This window comes from Zobellia alginiliquefaciens, from assembly GCF_029323795.1.
In the GTDB taxonomy this organism is placed as follows: Bacteria; Bacteroidota; Bacteroidia; order Flavobacteriales; family Flavobacteriaceae; genus Zobellia; species Zobellia alginiliquefaciens.
Genome location: NZ_CP119758.1, coordinates 663,495 through 682,330 on the forward strand (window position 1 = coordinate 663,495; position 18,836 = coordinate 682,330).

Annotated in this window: 17 protein-coding genes; 5 read left to right on the forward strand and 12 right to left on the reverse strand. The window is 38.0% G+C overall.

The genetic code is table 11. The annotated features are described in order from the left end of the window. Window positions 1-124 precede the first annotated feature (124 nt). The 3 genes from lysA (at window position 125) to P0077_RS02735 (ending at window position 4,710) form a co-directional block, all read left to right on the forward strand. On the forward strand, window positions 125-1,366 hold the full coding sequence (gene lysA / locus P0077_RS02725; protein ID WP_194524371.1) for a diaminopimelate decarboxylase: 1,242 nt from the start codon (window positions 125-127) through the stop codon (window positions 1,364-1,366). A 59-nt stretch (window positions 1,367-1,425) separates the two neighbouring features. Next, entirely contained in the window at window positions 1,426-1,959 is a 534-nt protein-coding gene (locus P0077_RS02730) for a thioredoxin family protein (RefSeq protein WP_276167635.1), read from the forward strand. Window positions 1,960-2,124: 165 nt separating this feature from the next. Beyond that, on the forward strand, window positions 2,125-4,710 hold the full coding sequence (locus P0077_RS02735) for a M1 family metallopeptidase (RefSeq protein ID WP_276167636.1): 2,586 nt from the start codon (window positions 2,125-2,127) through the stop codon (window positions 4,708-4,710). Window positions 4,711-4,788: 78 nt separating this feature from the next. On the opposite strand, the gene guaB is transcribed toward P0077_RS02735, so the two are convergent. From guaB to P0077_RS02760, 5 genes are all read right to left on the reverse strand, one after another. Next, the gene (guaB, locus tag P0077_RS02740; protein ID WP_276167637.1) at window positions 4,789-6,261 is read right to left on the reverse strand and encodes an IMP dehydrogenase; all 1,473 of its coding nucleotides are present in this window, start codon (window positions 6,259-6,261) and stop codon (window positions 4,789-4,791) included. Window positions 6,262-6,491: 230 nt separating this feature from the next. After that, on the reverse strand, window positions 6,492-8,966 hold the full coding sequence (locus P0077_RS02745) for a TonB-dependent receptor (RefSeq protein WP_276167638.1): 2,475 nt from the start codon (window positions 8,964-8,966) through the stop codon (window positions 6,492-6,494). Beyond that, window positions 8,947-10,314, reverse strand: coding sequence for an HTTM domain-containing protein (locus P0077_RS02750; RefSeq protein ID WP_276167639.1), 1,368 nt, complete (start codon window positions 10,312-10,314; stop codon window positions 8,947-8,949). The genes P0077_RS02745 and P0077_RS02750 overlap by 20 nt, the downstream gene beginning before the upstream one ends. 3 nt (window positions 10,315-10,317) lie before the next feature. Next, the gene (locus P0077_RS02755) at window positions 10,318-11,457 is read right to left on the reverse strand and encodes an imelysin family protein (RefSeq protein ID WP_276167640.1); all 1,140 of its coding nucleotides are present in this window, start codon (window positions 11,455-11,457) and stop codon (window positions 10,318-10,320) included. A gap of 112 nt (window positions 11,458-11,569) precedes the next feature. Then, a complete protein-coding gene (locus P0077_RS02760) occupies window positions 11,570-12,865 on the reverse strand; it encodes a DUF4856 domain-containing protein (RefSeq protein ID WP_276167641.1) in 1,296 nt (431 codons plus the stop codon). Window positions 12,866-13,098: 233 nt separating this feature from the next. On the opposite strand from P0077_RS02760, the gene P0077_RS02765 reads away from it, so the two are divergent. Continuing rightward, window positions 13,099-13,464 carry a hypothetical protein gene (locus tag P0077_RS02765; RefSeq protein ID WP_276167642.1) on the forward strand — a complete coding sequence of 122 codons (366 nt, stop codon included), beginning with the start codon at window positions 13,099-13,101 and terminating at the stop codon, window positions 13,462-13,464. Here the strand turns inward: P0077_RS02765 and P0077_RS02770 are convergent. After that, window positions 13,461-14,327: a hydroxymethylglutaryl-CoA lyase gene (locus tag P0077_RS02770; protein WP_276167643.1), complete on the reverse strand. Its 867-nt coding sequence runs from the start codon at window positions 14,325-14,327 to the stop codon at window positions 13,461-13,463. The two genes, P0077_RS02765 and P0077_RS02770, sit on opposite strands and share 4 nt — an antisense overlap. Window positions 14,328-14,372: 45 nt before the next feature. Beyond that, a complete protein-coding gene (locus P0077_RS02775) occupies window positions 14,373-14,999 on the reverse strand; it encodes a LysE family translocator (protein WP_276167644.1) in 627 nt (208 codons plus the stop codon). Window positions 15,000-15,216: 217 nt separating this feature from the next. On the opposite strand from P0077_RS02775, the gene P0077_RS02780 reads away from it, so the two are divergent. Beyond that, window positions 15,217-15,636 carry a Dabb family protein gene (locus P0077_RS02780; protein ID WP_276167645.1) on the forward strand — a complete coding sequence of 140 codons (420 nt, stop codon included), beginning with the start codon at window positions 15,217-15,219 and terminating at the stop codon, window positions 15,634-15,636. Window positions 15,637-15,675: 39 nt separating this feature from the next. On the opposite strand, the gene P0077_RS02785 is transcribed toward P0077_RS02780, so the two are convergent. The 5 genes from P0077_RS02785 to P0077_RS02805 form a co-directional block, all read right to left on the reverse strand. Next, window positions 15,676-16,386, reverse strand: coding sequence for a hypothetical protein (locus P0077_RS02785; protein WP_276167646.1), 711 nt, complete (start codon window positions 16,384-16,386; stop codon window positions 15,676-15,678). 232 nt (window positions 16,387-16,618) lie between these two features. Next, a complete protein-coding gene (locus tag P0077_RS02790) occupies window positions 16,619-16,906 on the reverse strand; it encodes a type II toxin-antitoxin system RelE/ParE family toxin (RefSeq protein WP_276167647.1) in 288 nt (95 codons plus the stop codon). 3 nt (window positions 16,907-16,909) lie between these two features. After that, window positions 16,910-17,137, reverse strand: a complete 228-nt coding sequence (locus tag P0077_RS02795) for a ribbon-helix-helix domain-containing protein (RefSeq protein WP_276167648.1) — start codon at window positions 17,135-17,137, stop codon at window positions 16,910-16,912. A 97-nt stretch (window positions 17,138-17,234) separates the two neighbouring features. Continuing rightward, the gene (locus tag P0077_RS02800; protein WP_276167649.1) at window positions 17,235-18,269 is read right to left on the reverse strand and encodes a quinone-dependent dihydroorotate dehydrogenase; all 1,035 of its coding nucleotides are present in this window, start codon (window positions 18,267-18,269) and stop codon (window positions 17,235-17,237) included. 114 nt (window positions 18,270-18,383) lie between these two features. Beyond that, complete coding sequence (locus tag P0077_RS02805; protein ID WP_276167650.1) at window positions 18,384-18,821, reverse strand: hypothetical protein; 438 nt, start codon at window positions 18,819-18,821, stop codon at window positions 18,384-18,386. Window positions 18,822-18,836 lie beyond the last annotated feature (15 nt).

Sequence of the window (18,836 nt, forward strand, 5' to 3'; positions counted from 1 at the left end):
GACAAACTTATATCACACCCTAGTTTGTTTCAAAAATAACAATTTGTTGTATTTTTTATTATTGTGATAGATTTTTTGCGCATATGGGATTAAGGGGTTAAATTTGCATTAAATACCGAAGGATATGAATAATGCCGATTTGCTAAATATAGCAAAAACCTATGGAGACCCCGTTTACGTTTACGATTCGGAAAAAATAATTTCTCAGTTTCAGAGACTTACAAGTGCCTTTAGCAGTGTAAAGAAGTTAAAACTTAATTATGCCGCTAAGGCGTTATCCAACATAGCTATACTTAAATTGATGAACAGTTTAGGTAGCGGCCTGGATACGGTTTCTATTCAAGAAGTACAATTAGGATTGCTTGCAGGATTTAAACCGGAATCTATCATTTTTACACCTAATGGCGTTTCTTTAGAAGAAATTGAAGAGGCTTCTAAATTGGGCGTTCGTATTAATATAGACAACCTCTCTATTTTAGAGCAGTTTGGCAGCAAGCATCCAGATGTTCCTGTGTGTATTCGTATCAACCCTCATGTTATGGCAGGTGGAAATGCGAATATCTCCGTGGGCCACATCGATTCAAAATTTGGTATTAGCATTCATCAGATTCCGCATTTGCTACGCATTGTTAATGTTACGAATATGAACATTAACGGTATACACATGCATACCGGAAGTGACATTTTAGACATTGATGTTTTTCTATACGCCTCAGAAATACTTTTTGAAACCGCTAAAAACTTTAAAAATCTAGATTTTATAGATTTCGGAAGCGGTTTTAAAGTACCTTATAAAGATGGTGATATTGAAACCAACGTTGAAGAACTGGGTAAAAAATTAGGTTCCAGGTTCAACGAATTCTGCAAAGAATACGGTAAAGAACTAACACTTGCCTTTGAACCAGGAAAATTTTTAGTGAGCGAAGCCGGTAACTTCCTTGCAAAAGTTAATGTAGTAAAACAAACTACTTCTACTGTTTTTGCTAGTATTGATTCTGGTTTTAACCATCTAATACGCCCAATGCTTTACGGAGCTACGCATCGTATCTTGAACATTTCCAACCCAGAAGGTAGAGAACGTTACTATTCTGTTGTAGGTTACATTTGTGAGACCGATACTTTTGCGAGCAATAAAAGAATTAATGAAATAAGTGAAGGCGATATTCTTTGCTTTAAAAATGCAGGTGCATATTGCTTTACCATGGCAAGTAATTACAACTCTAGGTTTAGGCCAGCGGAAGTATTGTGGCACGAGGGCAAAGCTATATTAATTAGAGAGCGAGAGACCTTTGACGACCTTATAAAACATCAGATAGATGTTAAAAATTTGTTTTCTCCTAAGAAGGAGAAGGCCGTAGCAAAATAAACTTGTTCCATTTTCGTTAGTTTTGGTACATTAGTTGGACTAATACCGCAAAAATAACAATGAAAATATTCTCCACATCCGCAGTAAAGCTTGCCTTATTTGCCTTTATAGGTTTAATGGCAACTAATAGCAGTGCTCAAGAGGTTACATGGCTTAGCTGGAACGAAGCAGCAGAATTGGCTACTACAGAAAAAAATCCAAAGAAGATTTTTATCGATGTGTATACGGATTGGTGCGGATGGTGCAAGAAGATGGACAAGGATACTTTTCAGAATGCCGAAGTAGCTGCGTATATGGAAGAGAACTTCTATATGGTAAAATTGGATGGAGAAGGAAAAGACCCTATAGAATTCAAAGGAAAGACTTATAAATTCATACCTTCTGGAAGAAAAGGATACCATGAATTTGCCGCTGCTTTAATGCAGGGAAGAATGAGTTACCCTACTACTATTTTTCTGGACGAAGAAATGAATATGCTCTCTCCGCTACCTGGTTACCAGAAACCGGAGCCTTTTTTGAATATTGCCCGTTATTTTGGCGACAATATCTACAAGGACCAAGATTGGAAAACTTACGCCGGAGAAAGTAAATAAAAGCTTCTTAAAGAGGTGATTATACAAACAATTAAGACCCGATGCTTTTTAAAAATAGCATCGGGTCTTTCTTTTATGTAAAACTAGTTTACACCATACCCTTGTATTGGTTTTTACTTTTGAGTACTTTCATTACACCAAAGTAAATTCCGAGTTTCAAAGTTCATGAAAACATTCTTTATCTCCTTAATCACTGGCTTACTTCTACTTTCCTGTCAGAACCCTACGAGTGCTACATTTGAATTAAAAAATGGGGTCTCAAAAGAATTGGCAAACTTTAGAAAAGAACAAGTCTCTAACGTCAACTATCACCTTAGTTTTCAAATTCCAAATGAAAAAACAGCTCCTATTCCTGCTAAATTGGTGTTGAACCTAGCCATTTCCAATTTAGATTCACCCTTATATCTAGATTTTAAAGAAAAGACTTCAAACGTAAAGTCGATTGAAGCGAACCACAAGTCCGTTACTATTGTTCATGAAAAAGAACATATTATTATTGAGCCTAGCTTTCTTAAAAAGGGAGAGAATACGATTGCGATAGATTTTATAGCTGGAGAGTCTTCTTTAAACCGAAATGAAGATTACCTATATACCCTCTTGGTTCCGGATCGTGCTAGAACACTTTTCCCCTGTTTTGACCAACCTAATATTAAAGCGACCTATACCTTAGACATTTCCGCACCCAAGGACTGGACCGTCCTTTGCGGAGCACCTAAAATATCACAGGAAGAAATAAATGACCTCAGACTTCATCATTTTGCACAATCTGATCTAATGAGTACCTATCTCTTTTCTTTTGTTGCCGGTAAATTTAAATCTACGGAACAGAATCCCGGAAAGTTTGATATGGCTATGCTTTATAGGGAAACCGATGAAGATAAAATAGCGTACAGCACAGATACTATTTTTGACCTTCACCAACAATCCATCTCCTTCCTAGAAAAGTATACAAACCAACCTTTTCCGTTTAAAAAAATGGATTTTGCTACCATTCCAGGGTATCAATATGGTGGCATGGAGCACGTGGGAGCCATTCAGTATAAAGAAAGCGCATTGTTCTTGGATGAATCTTCTACGGCAAACCAAAAGCTCCGAAGGTTAAAACTTATAGCGCATGAAACAAGTCATATGTGGTTTGGCGATTTGGTGACTATGGACTGGTTCAATGACGTTTGGATGAAAGAAGTATTTGCCAATTTTATGGCCGATAAGATTGCGAATCCAGCTTTCCCCCAAGTTAATCATGACCTTTCTTTTATGACCACCCATTACCCAAGAGCGTATGGAGAAGATAGGACTAAAGGCACTAATCCTATTCGCCAGGAATTAGAAAACCTGAATAATGCAGGCTCCCTTTACGGAAGTATTATCTACAGTAAAGCGCCAATAATGATGCGCCAATTAGAACATGTTCTAGGCGAAAAAGCTTTTCAGAAAGGTGTTCAAGAGTATATTAAGACCTATAGCAACGGTAATGCTACATGGACAGACCTCATAACCATTTTTGCAAACAACACGGATTTTGACATTGAAAAGTGGAGTGAAGTTTGGGTAAACAATGCCGGACGCCCCATATTTCATGAGCAAATAATATATGATGATAAAAAGAATATTTCTTCATTTAAAATTAGTCAAACCGCAGAAGACAATAGCTACCATGTTTGGCCACAAACCTTTGATCTGACCATGGTCTACAAAGACAGTGTAATAAATCTGAACGTAGATATGAAGAGCAGCAATGTAGAACTACATGACGCATTGGGCAAACCCAAACCTTTAGCTATGGTTTATAACTCCAACGGAATGGGCTATGGAGTTTTCCCGATGCATAATGTGATGGATGACACTCTTCCTGAAATAAAAAAGGATGTTGCCCGTGGCTCCATATACATCAACACATTTGAGAACTGTTTAAATGGAAATATCAAACCAGCTACTGTTCTTGAGTTCTATCGTCATAGTTTAAAAACAGAAAAAAACGAACTCTTAGCCAATTTGCTATCCGATTATATATCCCTGCTTTTTTGGAAATACCTTTCACCAGCCGAAAGAGACCTGTATCAGCCCTTACACGCCAAGCAACTATGGAAGCAATTACAATCTGACTTACCTTCAAACATTAAGAAAACACTATTTTCAACATTTCGCTCCATTGCGTATACTGATGCTTCCAAAAAGCAATTGTTTGCGGTCTGGAACAAAGATAGGGTCATTTCAGATTTAAAACTGAATCAAGACGATTATACCAAAATGGCCATGAGTTTAGCACTTTACAATCATTCGGATTATGAAAATATTTTAAAGGAAGCCAGACGAGATTTGACCAACCCGGATAAGCAGGCCGAGCTAGATTACTTGCTCCCTTCCCTATCAAACGATATAACGGTTAGAAACAAATTCTTTGCATCTCTCCATGACGAAAAAAATAGACAAAAAGAATCTTGGGTTTTACACGCATTAAGCAACCTTAATCATCCGTTACGTGCAAATACGAGCCTTACCAATTTAAGAGCAAGTCTAGACCTGTTAACGGAAATTCAAAAAACAGGGGACATTTTCTTTCCTAAGGGATGGCTGAACAATACCATAGGCAAACATACCTCAGCCAAGGCCTACACCATACTTAATGAGTATATTAAGGAGAACCCCAATTTAAAACCTACACTTCTAAGCAAATTGAAACAAGCTTCTGATGACCTTTGCCGAATACATACTTTGAACGAAAAAGAAGATTCAGTTAAAACCGACTAGAGTTTGACTAAATAAGAAAGTTAAGAGCAAAAAAAGAGCCCTGTAAAAGGGCTCTTTCTGTTATTTGAAGATATAGGCCTATCTACTATAGTTAGGCGATTCTTTTGTAATTGTTACATCATGCGGATGGCTTTCATTTATACCGCTGGAGGTTATCTTAACGAAGCGACCGTTTTCTTTTAAGGCATCGATGTCTTTTGCACCACAATACCCCATACCTGCACGAAGACCTCCAACAAATTGGTGAATACTCTCGTAAAGTTCTCCTTTGTAAGGAACACGACCTACGATACCCTCTGGTACCAGTTTTTTAATATCATCCTCTACATCTTGGAAATAACGGTCTTTACTACCTTCTTTCATAGCCTCAACAGAACCCATACCGCGGTACGACTTAAATTTTCGGCCTTCATAAATGATAGTTTCTCCTGGCGATTCTTTCGTACCCGCTAAAAGAGAACCTAACATAACCGTATCAGCACCAGCAGCTATCGCTTTTGGAATGTCGCCTGTATAGCGGATTCCTCCATCGGCAATTACCGGAACACCTGTACCTTTTATGGCGGCAGATACTTCTAGTACCGCAGAAAACTGAGGAAAACCAACACCGGCAACCACACGAGTTGTACAAATAGAACCGGGTCCAATACCAACCTTAACGGCATCTGCACCCGCTTCCACCAAATATTTGGCAGCTTCACCCGTTGCAATGTTACCAACAATAACATCCAAATCCGGGAATTTCTTTTTCACCTCTTTTAAAACTGAAACCACACCTTTGGTATGACCATGGGCCGTGTCAATAACAACTGCATCAACACCTGCATTAACCAACGCCTCAGCTCTATCTACTGCATCCGGTGTAACACCAATAGCCGCAGCCACACGAAGTCTACCGTAAGTATCCTTATTTGCAATAGGTTTTTGGGTAAGTTTTGTAATATCCCTAAAAGTAATAAGACCTACCAATTTGTAGTTCTTATCAACTACAGGAAGTTTTTCAATTTTATTCTCTTGAAGAATATCTTCGGCCTGTGCCAATGAGGTGCCTTCCCCAACCGTTACCAAATTCTTGGTAGTCATTACCTCAGAAATTGGACGGTCGTTATTTTTCTCAAAACGAAGGTCCCTATTGGTAACAATACCAATTAATTTACCTTCACCATCAACAATAGGAATTCCACCAATACTAAATTCTTTCATATTGGCTTTTGCATCACGAACAAAAGAGTCTAACGGTAGAGTAACAGGATCAATGATCATACCACTTTCCGCACGCTTTACTTTGCGCACTTTTACCGCTTGCTGCTCAATGGTCATATTTTTGTGAAGTACACCAATACCTCCTTCTTGCGCAATGGCAATAGCCATACGAGATTCCGTAACCGTATCCATAGCAGCCGAAACGACCGGTACGTTTATAGTAATGTTACGTGTAAATTTAGTTTGAATATTTACTTCTCTTGGGAGTACTTCAGAAAAGGCAGGGACTAAGAGTACGTCATCATAAGTGAGACCTTCTCCAACAATTTTATTCAGGTGGGCTTCCATAGCAATTAAAGATTTAATTGCGTGCAAATGTAGTAAAATTAATTGGTTATCACCTTATTATCAAGGTTCGATTGCGACCAAATGGAAACCTACAGAAATCACTCACATTCTTCTGGCGAATATCTCTAATCCACATCAAAAAACTACTTCTGTATCCTTTGTTTTAAATAGATATAAAAACCAAAAATAAAATCACATGAAACTCAGCGGATTATACCTTTAGAACTCATTTATAATTTAAGCTGAAGCGTTGTATAAAATGTTCTCGGTTCAGACGGAATAATACCTGGCCCGGGATAGCCCGTAGCCCGACGCGTAAAATATGAATTATCTAAAAGGTTATTGACACCCGCTTCCAACTTCCATTTTTTATAGGTGTAGGAGAGCGAAAAATCCAAAATGTCATAGGCAGGTATTTCTCCTTCAATACCTCGTTGGTTATCATTTACATCTTGTAATGCGTTGGTGGCATCCGTAAACTGTTTGTCAAAATAGGTGTACTGTAAACTGCCCAGCAAGTTGCCATACCCAAAGTTTAAACCTGTTTTTAGGTTTACTTTGGGAATAAATTCTACTTCTTTTCCTTCAACATTGTTCCTTTCGGAAGAAAGATACTCGGATTGTGTCAAAGCCAAATTGGCGAAATAATTTAGCTTCACCTTTTCCGATTGCGGAAAGAAGGTTTCTTTTATACTCCAATTTGCAAAACTTTCTAGACCATATATAAAAGCGGTTCCTATATTTCCCCTTGCCCTTAACAATCTTCCGGTGGATACTTCTTCGCCCACTGCATTCACCTGAGTTTCTTCCTTTAAGATTTCCCCTAAGCGATTGTCATAATACAGGCCGTATACGCTAACATCATAAGAAAGAACATCTTTAAATCTTCCCCGAGCACCAAAATCGGCCGTAAACCCATCTTCATCCGATATGTTCGGGTCTACTTGAAAGGAAGGGTTTACCACACGAATATCACTAAAAGTCACGGAACGATAATTCTGCGAAAAGTTACCGTACAGTTCTACGCTAGGCGATAGCTTATAGGTAGTTCCCACGCCCAGTAAAAGAAACGTTCTATCAAAAACCTGGTTATCTTCAATTTCCCTGTTCAACAATGGGTTGCCTGCCAAGTCCAACGTAATTTCTCTGTAGCTTCCTATACTTTCAGTCTTAATGTGTTCCAAACGAAAACCGGGTGTTATCGCCAATCGATCAGTAAGATTGAAAATATTTTCACCAAAAAAAGCGACATTAAAATTTGGAAAATTAAACTGGGACTGTCTCTCATAATTAGGAAAATCCGCATCGGCAAAGGTGAAATCGGCATCAGCTGCTGCAGAACCTGGTCCTTGCCTTTGGTCATTATTCGTTTTATAAAATTTAGAGCCTAACAAAAGTGCAGATTCAGTGACTCCCAGATTGTATCTAGTTAAAACCCTTGCTTCCGCTCCCCAATTACTAAAATCATCTACCAACAGTTCCCTAGGTTCGGTAATAATATCTTCTTGTGATACCCTGTTGGTTCTAAATCCTAATGCTCTACGAGAAGCATTTAGGCCAAACACATTTAGACTAAAGTCCGTTTTATCCGAAAAAGCGTGGTCTAGCCGTAACGAGTACAAACGCCAATCTACTTCAAACCAGTTTCTATCACGATTGCTAAAAGTAGGGTCTTCATAGAACTGAGCATCTGTAAGACCACCGGGTTGTTTGGCCAAATAATGCATGAAGGTCGTTTCAAAAGTTACTTTTGTCCTATCGGAAATTTCATAGCCCAAATTCGTAAAATAGTTTTTGCTATTAAAGTTTGAATTGGGTCTAAAGCCATTACCATCCTTATAGCTAAAATAGGTGTAATAGCTAAATTTACCCACCGTACCGCTAAAACTATTAAAGCTGGTAAACAAATCATACGAACCAACGGTTTGGCGGGAAACGAGCTCTATCTCCTTATTAGGATTCGGTTTTTTAAATTTAAAATTAATCAAACCTCCAAATTGGGTACCGTATTGCAAAGAAGCAGCCCCACGAATCACTTGAATTTCCTCTAGTGCTTCTGCTGGCGGCGTATAATAACTTTCCGGGTATCCTAAAACATCTGCGCTAATATCATAACCGTTCTGCCGTGTGTTAAAATTAGCCGTTCTATTTGGGTCTAACCCTCTACCTCCAATATTCAATTGTAAACCAGCATCACCATTATCATAAATATTCAGCCCAACAACCTGACTGTAAATTTGTCTTGCATTATTAGCTGCAAGGTTTCCGGTAAGCCCTTCCATAAGAACAACTTCTGTCTTTTTTCCTGCATAAATTGCTGTTCCCTCTACTTTTTTTAGTTGTTTTAAAGCGAATACTTTCTCTCGTCGTTCGGTTAAAACAACCTCTGAAAGCGCTTGCGACTGTATGCGCTTAAGTTGAATATTGAGATTGAAGGTCGTATCAAAAGTTAATTCCTTTTCATAGACTTCATATTCAAAGGCAAACACCACAACAGTATATTTACCGCCTGGAATGTTGGCAAACTCAAAACTACCATCTGCGTTGGCAGTCCGTAATAACTGAAGTTCCTTTAAATACACCTCTGCATCTTCTACAGGACTCCCTTTCTCATCCGTAACCTTACCCGAAATGGTAAGCTGCGCAACCGCAGAAAACGATGCTAAGAACATCATACATGCAATACTAAATTCCCTTAATTTCATCGGTAAAAGGTATTATCCATTTTTTATGTTCAAACGACTCCTGCATTTGGCCAAGGTCTACTTTTGGGTCTATATAGGTAGTGCTTAACCGTCCGTTCAGTGCCACCCGGCTATCAACAAATATCTGCACATTTTTATGCCCATCATTTTCAAAATGCTTTTTCAGAAACTGGGCATATTCCAGAATAAAATCGGGTTGAAAAGCCATCTGTTTTTCTTGAAAAGGCGTCAAAAAATCCGTATTATCTACATAGAACCATCTTCCGGAATCTTTGCTAACCACTTTAAATTGGGCATAACCTGATTTTTCCATCAACATTACCCGCCAAGAAAAGCGATACCCTTCTTCCGTCCAGAACAATTCCCCAGGATACACTAAATACCGCCATGGCATAAGTAATTGAATCACAAAGAACAAGGTGACTACTACTCTTTTGAAGTTTGTTCTTAAACTTGGAGGCATTACCAAGCTTTGACCATTATCAAATATTTTTTTTTGTATTCGAAAAAGACTGCTCAAATACTCTAAAAACCTATGATGCAAAGGAGAATCAAAAAATATCAATGTGGAAATAATCATGACATAAGGAAACATTCCAATGGGAAAAAGCACCCGAGTCATCACATGAAAAATAACCACTACAACAAAGGCATATGGCCGTGTTTTTTTATACAATAACAGGAATGGAATTGCCAAATCATAACCGGCCCCAAACCAACTGAATGCATACTGCACCCATTCTTCGTGTAAAAACTGACCCAAAAAAGGCGTATCAAACTTAGAGGGCAACCAAATTTTTAGGGGCATAGCCTTAAAAAGCCAATCGGAATTTAGTTTAGCAAGCCCTGCATAAAAATAGACAATGGCCAACAAGAATTTTATACCGTTGATCGTCCAAGCCGGAACCTTCTGAAATGCCTTTGTAGCATCCTGTTTTGCATCCAGCGAAAAATAAGCATTAGCTGGTAAAAAAATCATTAAAAAACTAAGCAGGCTTATAAAGTAGTAGTGATTGAGGTAGGTGGTCTTATCCATCAGTTCTATATAGGTAAAACTGAGGAAGAACGTAATAATCGCTATTTTGTATTTATAACCCAAGGCCACAAAAATGGCCGATAAGCCACAAAGAATAAATATAAGGTAGGTATAAACACCCAAAGGTTTTACCCATTCAAAACCGTAATATGAGAAGAAGAACTTAGGCTGAATATATAATTTATCTATCCATCCGTAGCTCCAAAACCTTACAATACTCAACAACATCATCACACCAAATAAAATGCGAAAGACCGCCAAGGGGGCGGCCTCTATTGGGGCTGATATATGTTTGCTGATGAAACGATTCATTTTCTAGTCGCCATCGGCATCTACAAAATCAATACTTACGCTCATTGCCGAAACCATATCTACTTTAAAAAGGGGAACAATACGCTGCACCTCATCATACGCCAAAAGCATGTTGGTAGGTGGCACATTATTTTCAATTTCTTCTTTAAAAGGTGCTAACTCCACCACTTTGGTTTTGGCTAAATCAAACTGATCGTTTATTAATTTCTTGAGGTCATCACCATCTTTAACCGTGTTTAAGGCATCTAAATATGAACCTAAACTTTCGCCCGAGCTGCTTTTGCCATAGTGCACTCCATTAAAAAAATCTTGAACGGATTCAAGACCTGCCAAAAACAATTCGTTGGATATATCGCCTTTATAATAGGCCTCTACATTCTGAGGAAGCACTGTTTCGGAAAAAGCTCCCACTGGGATTCCCATTTTTCCAGCTCTTAAAAACTTCTCGTAGTAAAAGATATAATCATTAATAAAGCGATCAACGGATGCCGTTGAAGAAGCTCCATCATTTGAAACAAAAGTATCCCTGTAACCAGATTCCCATTCTGCCAACACACCTGTTGTTAGTGTTACCATATCTGAAATCACGTCTCCTGTGTAGGTAATTAAATTATCCTTTTCCGCTCCGTTGTACTTTTCTAAAATAGCCTCATCCGTTTCACCTAAACCATTAATGATATAGTCCAATGCCGGGAAGCCTTTGGCATTCCTATTAGACGACAATGTTAAATCATAAGTGCCCGAGCTTATAAAGCCATCTATCTTATCAGAATCGGAAGGATAAATATTTATATTTAAACGTAGCCCAACAGTTTCAGCAGGACCGATTTCAAACATTGAAACTCTTTGCCACATGGTATAAGCGGACAACCATGATGCTCTAAAGGCTATAAGGTTGGCTTCACTTGCGTCAGTTTTAAAGGCATCGAATGCCGTTTGCAAACTTGTCATTTCCGTAGAAAACGCTTTGTATGAAGGAATGATAATGTTGTCCGCCCAATTGGCCAGCATAGGTCCTCGTTCAAAACTTACAGGTTGTGGCTCCGGCTCTTCCGTTCCATCATCAGTTGGGTCCGCTCCACCATCAGAACTACATGCCCAAATCATTGTTGCCACAACTACAACGGCAAAAAACCTTCTCATACCTTATTTTTATTTATTCTAAGTAAGCAAAAATATAAAAAGCAGCTTGTTATATCCTAACGGAAGCTGCTTTTTTTCAACACTTTAGTTCTAATATTTGATATAGGTAAGACTATTCACCAGCTTGGACTACAGTAAAATCGAATTCTTCCGCAATATCTTCAGAAATTTCGTCAATAGTTTCCGCTGTAACATCCCATAATCCGTTATCACCATCATTCATTAACTCTGCAATAAGCTCATCTGATTCCGTCTTCGTAAAATAAGCTTCATCCGTACCGGGTTGACGGGTAAAACGTAGGCTATAGATAAAACCGTACGCTTCAGAAAGTGCATGAAAGGCACTACCGTAGTTGGGAGTTTCGGCTGCTAAGGTGGCTTTAGCCTGTTGTAAATAGTAAACTCCTCTAACAGCGATTACTTGTGATATTTTACCTCTAATAATTTCGACTTGCGCATCACGAACATCATAGTCCCCAGCTACAATTGCAGCACGACCTAATTTAAATGCTTGAAAAATATCATCAGCAATACCGGAAAAATCTGAATCCTCTTCAAGCTTACCTATATACTCGTTCAAAAATTTATCCGCACCCAAATCTGCATTAGGATCAGATGCATCTGCATTAAGGCCGTAAACATAGCCGTATGCCTCATCCCATTTGTGTTCCATATTGGTATAGGAATTGCCTTCCAATACCGTGCCCGCATCGTTGTCTTCACGGTTAGAACCTTCGTCCAACACTGCTGTACTTAAATAATTGTTTAAAGCCTGATCGGTCATCAATGCCCCAATCAATCCTTTTGCAAACAATTGGTTGTATTCCAAACCTTTAGCATTTACGTAACGGGTACTTTCCCCATCGGCCAATTGACCGGCTGTTCCTGCTTCAGCAGCCACTTCCCAGTTTGTGAATACTTCATTTACCTGCCCCTCTATCCAAGATTCAAAATCAGCACGAATAAGTGTCTGATCGGTAGCGTTTGTTGCGAAGTAATCGGCTGAAGCTGCAGTTTTACTACGTAGACTTTTATCGGAAGCATTTAAATCTGTATCTTCAAAATCCGCCGCGCCTTCTTCATGGGCATACATAGACTTCAAGGATTCAGCAGTATTTGTACTAGTGGTAAACTCACCTAATAGCTCATGAGCCATTAATATTCGTGTGGTTTGACCGCTAAAACTTACTGTAGACTCCCCGTCTCTTTCAAAAGAATAACTCGCAGGGTTTTCTATAGCCGTTTCACATGGTGTACAACTACCGCCACAATCTATTCCAGTCTCGTCTCCGTTCATAATATTGTCGAAACAGGTCTCCTCCGGAATCTGAACCGCATTATCATCAGATTCACAAGATGCTAACAACAATACTGAACTTGCTGCTATGGAAAAAAATACACTTCTCATTATAATTTTAGTTTAGTTATTTAATTTTTCATTGAATTTGGCGGTGAAACTAGTGCATCAAATCGACTAAAACAAGTTTATTTAGATTAAGTACAAATAATGTAGCGGAAACACTTATAGCTAAATACGCGCAAAATTGAACGATTGAACAAAAATTAATAATACTTATTTATATTTAATCTAAATAAAAATACTACATTTGAAATGCATACTATAACCATATAATTAATTCTATGGAAGATATAAACCCCATTTACCACAACCCGTTTGGTGTAGCATTTCAATGGAAACGAAACACCGTCAAAGACCCAAAAAAAGTGCAAATTGTTTTTAGGGATACCGGCCTACTACTTACCCAGAGCGAGCTTTTGCAATTCAAGAAAAATATTGAGTGTACCCAGAAAATGAATTCGCCATGCGAAGAGTGCCATCAGCATGACACTTGTAGGTCACTATTGTTGGATACGCCCGCACCCCAGATAACCTTAGCCATGAACAGAACTGAGCTGGATGCCGTTCACGATCTGATTGACGGTACGCTATTTCAGCTGAACCTAGATAGCTATCTAAACCATATGTGCGGTAAGAACAATTATTAGTGGTAAACGGAAAACAACTCCGTTGCTTTATTGTAGGCCGCCTCAAACACCATCCAATTGACACCAGAATCCGCTTTTTCAGTAGTAAAATAGGATAGCATCTTCTCGGTAGGCATATTACCGGTAAGGTCATCTTTTGCCATTGGGCAGCCCCCAAAACCCTGAACGGCGCCATCAAATCTACGACAACCGGATTTGTATGCGGCATCTACCTTCTCATGCCATTTGGCAGGTGTTGTGTGCAAATGGGCTCCAAATTCTATTTCTGGGTATCTAGGAATCAGTTGTGAGAAAAGATATTCTATTACCTCTGGTGTAGACGAGCCTACGGTATCTGAAAGGGATAAAATTTTAGCGCCCATTCCGCTTAACTTTTCTGTCCATTCCCCAACAATATCCACATCCCACGGGTCGCCATAAGGGTTCCCGAAACCCATAGAAATATAGGTAACGACCTCTTTACCCGATGCATCGGCAATGTTCAGTATTTCCTGAAGAATTTCTACGGATTGGTCAATGGTCTTATGCGTATTCCGCATCTGAAAATTTTCGGAAATAGAAAACGGATATCCTAGGTACTGTATTTCCGGATGTTTGCACGCGTCTTCCGCGCCCCTCACATTTGCTACAATACTTAAGAGTTTACTTTTTGTATTGGAAAGGTCAAGTTTTGACAGCACCTCTGCCGTATCTACCATTTGCGGAATTGCTCTTGGTGAAACAAAACTCCCAAAATCTATAGTATCAAAACCGCAACCTAAGAGCGATTGAATGTATTTTACCTTTTCATTAGTGGGAATAAAAGGTTTGATGCCTTGCATAGCATCTCTAGGACATTCAATAACCTTTACCTTTTCTATCATTCAAGTGAGTTTCTACTAGGCTTATAAACCTACTCAAAATTAGCATTATTTATCCGATACTAGAATATAGACCGCAATACCAACAAACACAATGATTTGAAGCCATTTTAGATAAACTCCAACCTTGGAATTCTCTTTAAAATACGCCGAAATGCTACCGGACAGTATAGCTATCAGACTAAAAACTATAGTAGAAATAAACATAAAAAGCAGCCCTAAAATATAAAACTGAATTGTGGTATTTATCTCTTCACTAAACAGAAACCCGGGAAAGAATGCCAAGAAAAAAATAGTAACCTTAGGGTTCAGAACGTTCATTATAAACCCTTGCTTAAACAACTGCCACAGTCCTTTTTTGGGCACCGCTCCTTCCGTTAACTCCAAGTCACCACTGCTCTTAAATACCTTGAACGCCAAGTAAAAAAGGTACAGCGTCCCTAATAGTTTAATACCAAAAAACAAGGTCTCACTCTCCTTAATAATGACAGAAACCCCAAAAGCAAGTAAACTGGTATGCACCAAACACCCCGAAATTAAACCAGCGGTGGTTGCCAGCCCATATTTTTTACCATTTACCAAACTTTGCATTAAAACATAGATATTATCCGGACCAGGGGAAATTGACAAAGCCGCGGTAGCCAACATAAAAGTGTAAAGGGTTTCGTAATTCACTGTAATGCTATTCTGTGTTGTTTTTAAATGTAATATTCAATGATAAAAAATTGCCTTGGAAACTTTCGTGTGGGCACTAAAGTAACTACTCTTTTTTATATCTTGTCATAAATTCAGGCTTCAACGGATTATTTAGTTATATCCTGTCTTTTTTTGACGGTTGCAATTTCCCGCATGCAAGACCGCAAAAGTAATTGCATCTCAAAATAATTAGGACATGAAACCAAGTTACATCACATTTACCTTAAGTCTAGTTTTAGTATCATTGCTTTTATTGGCTTTTGAAACTCGTAACGACCCCAAACCAACACCTGAAACTTTCATGCAAAAAGATAGCTTATTACGCCATGTGGTATTGTTCAAATTTAAACCGGGAACCTCTGCTGAAGACATTAAAAAAGTAGAAGATGCCTTTTCTGCCCTACCCTCAAAGATTCCGCAAATAGTGGGTTACGAATGGGGATTGAACAATAGCCCCGAAGGTTTAAACGATGGTTTTACCCATTGTTTTTTTCTTACTTTTAATAGCGAAGAAGACCGTGCCATTTACTTACCTCACCCAGACCACAAAGCGTTTGGAGAAGTTTTAGGCCCGCATTTGGGTGGTGTTTTGGTTGTTGATTATTGGAGTAAGTGATACTTTTTTTGATTGAACTAAGCCTTTTTCATAGGAGGACTACTGATTGTTGCTTGTATTATTTTCTTTCATGTGTTCAAAAGGACGATTAATCTTACCTCCACACAGTTCAATAAAAGTCTGAAAATCAAAAACAATCTTGTCTATAAAGTCGTTCTTATTCAATTCTATTAGTTTTATTTCTTCTTGCTTTGTTTCTAAAAAAAATAAAGTTTCAACAAGAGTTTCTCTAAAGGAATGTCCACCTTTGTCAGTACGGGTTATATCTCCATCATAATGAACCAAACAATTTCTAAGACTCCCAAGTTCAGGAATTGTACTTGACAAATAAGAAGGGTATTTTAATTCATACTTTTTGTTTAGAACAAAAAGTGAAAACCTTATATTCATAAAAGAAGTAGAACTATTATAATTTTCTTTTTTATCTTCATTCCATAATAATTTTTCACGTCTTAAATATTTATTCCAAAACCCATTTTGATTAACTTCTAGCTCTGTAAGACCATCTTTAATTCTAATAAAGTCTTGAATAAAGGATTCGAAAAGATTAACCAAATAAACTATTTGCATTTTTTGAGATGCTCCAACTCCTTGTTTATTTAGCCCAATCACTGAATTTTTATATTTAGAATCGGCTAAATAATTTAAAACATCATTGCCATTTTTTATCAATTCCGACATCCATCCGATTTCATTTCCTATACGTTTAGCATATCCCTGACAAAGTATATCCAATTGTTCCTGTTTCATTTTTGTTTTGCTTAAAACTAATGCCTGAGCGATGAACAATACTGAAGCAAATTAGCGTTTGTTTTCCACTATGTAAATAGACATATCTTTTGGTTTCCTTTTTTCTTTGACCAGTTAAAAGCAAAATCCCAAAGATTTTGGGACCTCTTTAAAATATGCAAAACCCTGAGATTAAAACTTTAACCCGAATTATTTAGTGATAGTTCGGACAACAGTATTTTGGCCTATAAGCTTAAAGTATATTTTTTAAATCCTGTCTGCCGACAATTGCCATTATTTCTACGGTGTTACCATTAATTTTATAGTAAATACTATCGACACCACATACACACCGCTTATATCCCTTTTTTATAAAATCAACTGCTTCGAATGAATAGGGACTTTGAGCAATGATGTTGAAGTACTCAAAAAAAGAATCAAAGTATTTGTCAGCTTGGACCATTCCAAACTTTTTTACTCCATATCGATGAATTCGTATCAAGTCATCTTTTGCAGCGTTGCTTAGTCTATAATCAGCCATTAATTATGACTTGGCTTGCGCTAAAATTTGTTCCTTGCTATCATTGGAGAATCCACTATTCTCGGCTTTATCTAATTTAGCCTTAATCCAGTCTATTTCGATTTGCTGCTTTCTTGCCTGTCTAATTAAATCGTTAACGAGTTCACTTTTACTGGAATATTCTTGGGTGTCAACCTGTGATTTTAACCACTCATCATTTGGTTGTGTAAATGAAATGCTCTGTCTTGTCATGAGAGTAAATTTATTTGATGTAAATATACACCAAAAACGAACCAATTGCAAATTTCTAATTATATTGGCAACAGTTGTACAAACGTACCTTGTTGCTCTACCCCTTCAAAATAGCTTTATTAATCCTCTTTATCACAGCTGGACCTTCATAGATAAAACCGGTGTACAATTGAATAAGGTCTGCACCGGCTTCTAACTTTTCTAGTGCATCTTTTTCCGAGTGTATGCCTCCTACTCCAATGATCGGGAAAGCTTTATTGCTTTTATCTGCCAAGAAACGGATTACCTCTGTACTTCTATTGGTCAATGGTTTTCCGCTTAATCCCCCCATTTCTTTGGTAAGTGACTCTTCAGATTTTAAATCTTTACGCTCAATTGTTGTGTTGGTAGCTATAACACCGTCAATTTTAGTATCGGCTACGATAGCAATAATATCCAATAATTGGTCGTCCGTTAAGTCAGGAGCTATTTTTAGAAGAATAGGCTTTTCTTTTTGTTGCTTCTGCGAGGCCAAGCTTGTATTTTCTTTTTTCAATTCTAGCAAAAGAGCCGTAAGCGGTTCTTTATCTTGAAGCTCCCGAAGTCCTGGAGTATTGGGAGAACTCACGTTAACCACAAAGTAGTCCACATGGTCAAACAGCGCATTAAAACAGATAAGATAATCGGAAACGGCATCTTCATTGGGCGTTACCTTGTTCTTACCAATATTACCGCCTATTAGCACTTTGTGCTCTTTTTTTAAACGCTTTACGGCATCAACAACACCCATATTATTAAAGCCCATTCGGTTCACTATGGCCTGATCCGGCTTTAACCTAAACAATCTTGTCTTTGGATTTCCAGGTTGTGGCTTGGGCGTAAGTGTGCCTATCTCAACAAATCCGAACCCGAAATTAGATAGTTCATTGTACAGTTTGGCATCCTTATCAAAACCAGCGGCCAGACCTACAGGGTTTTTAAACTTTATACCAAAAACTTCCTTTTCCAAACGGGGGTCTTCTATTTTGTAGATAGCTCTAAAAATTCCTGAAAAACCGATTTTACAAAGAAAACGAACTAAAGAAAAAGTAACATGATGGGCTTTTTCCGCGTCTAGCGAGAAAAGTAATGGCTGAAGGAAGGTCTTATACATGAACGTGGTTGTGTTTGCGCAAAAATACAAACTTACCCCTAGTATAGAAACTACTTCCTACTATTTTTAAAATTGGAAATGGTTGTAAAAAATTGAATAGTAAATTACTAACGCTTATTCTTCCTCAACCGGTGTTTCATAGGTCTTTGGAACTACCTTTATTGGTATACGTATGGCTTCGTTACAAAGCTGAAGATAACGCTCGTACTGCTTCATATTAAAAACGGACAAAAGTTGTTTGTCACTATCATAAGCAGCTCGTACCAATTCCTGCTGTAAAGCTCGGTATTTTTCGGCCAGTTTAATAAGGTCTTCTTCAGTACTCTGTGGATGTTGGGCCAATAGTTTTTCTATCTGTTCTTCTAAACTCTTTGTTGTTACGGCCAATTCCCCTTGCAAAGCCTCCATAATTCCAATCTGTTCCTCATTTAACTGAAAAATAGTTTTGATGGTATCACTGTTTTTTCCGCCAATATCCAATGTACAATTTTGGGCATTTCCCACAGAAAAAAACATTAAGCATACTATAAAACCATACATCTTACGAAACATACTACTTTGTTTAAA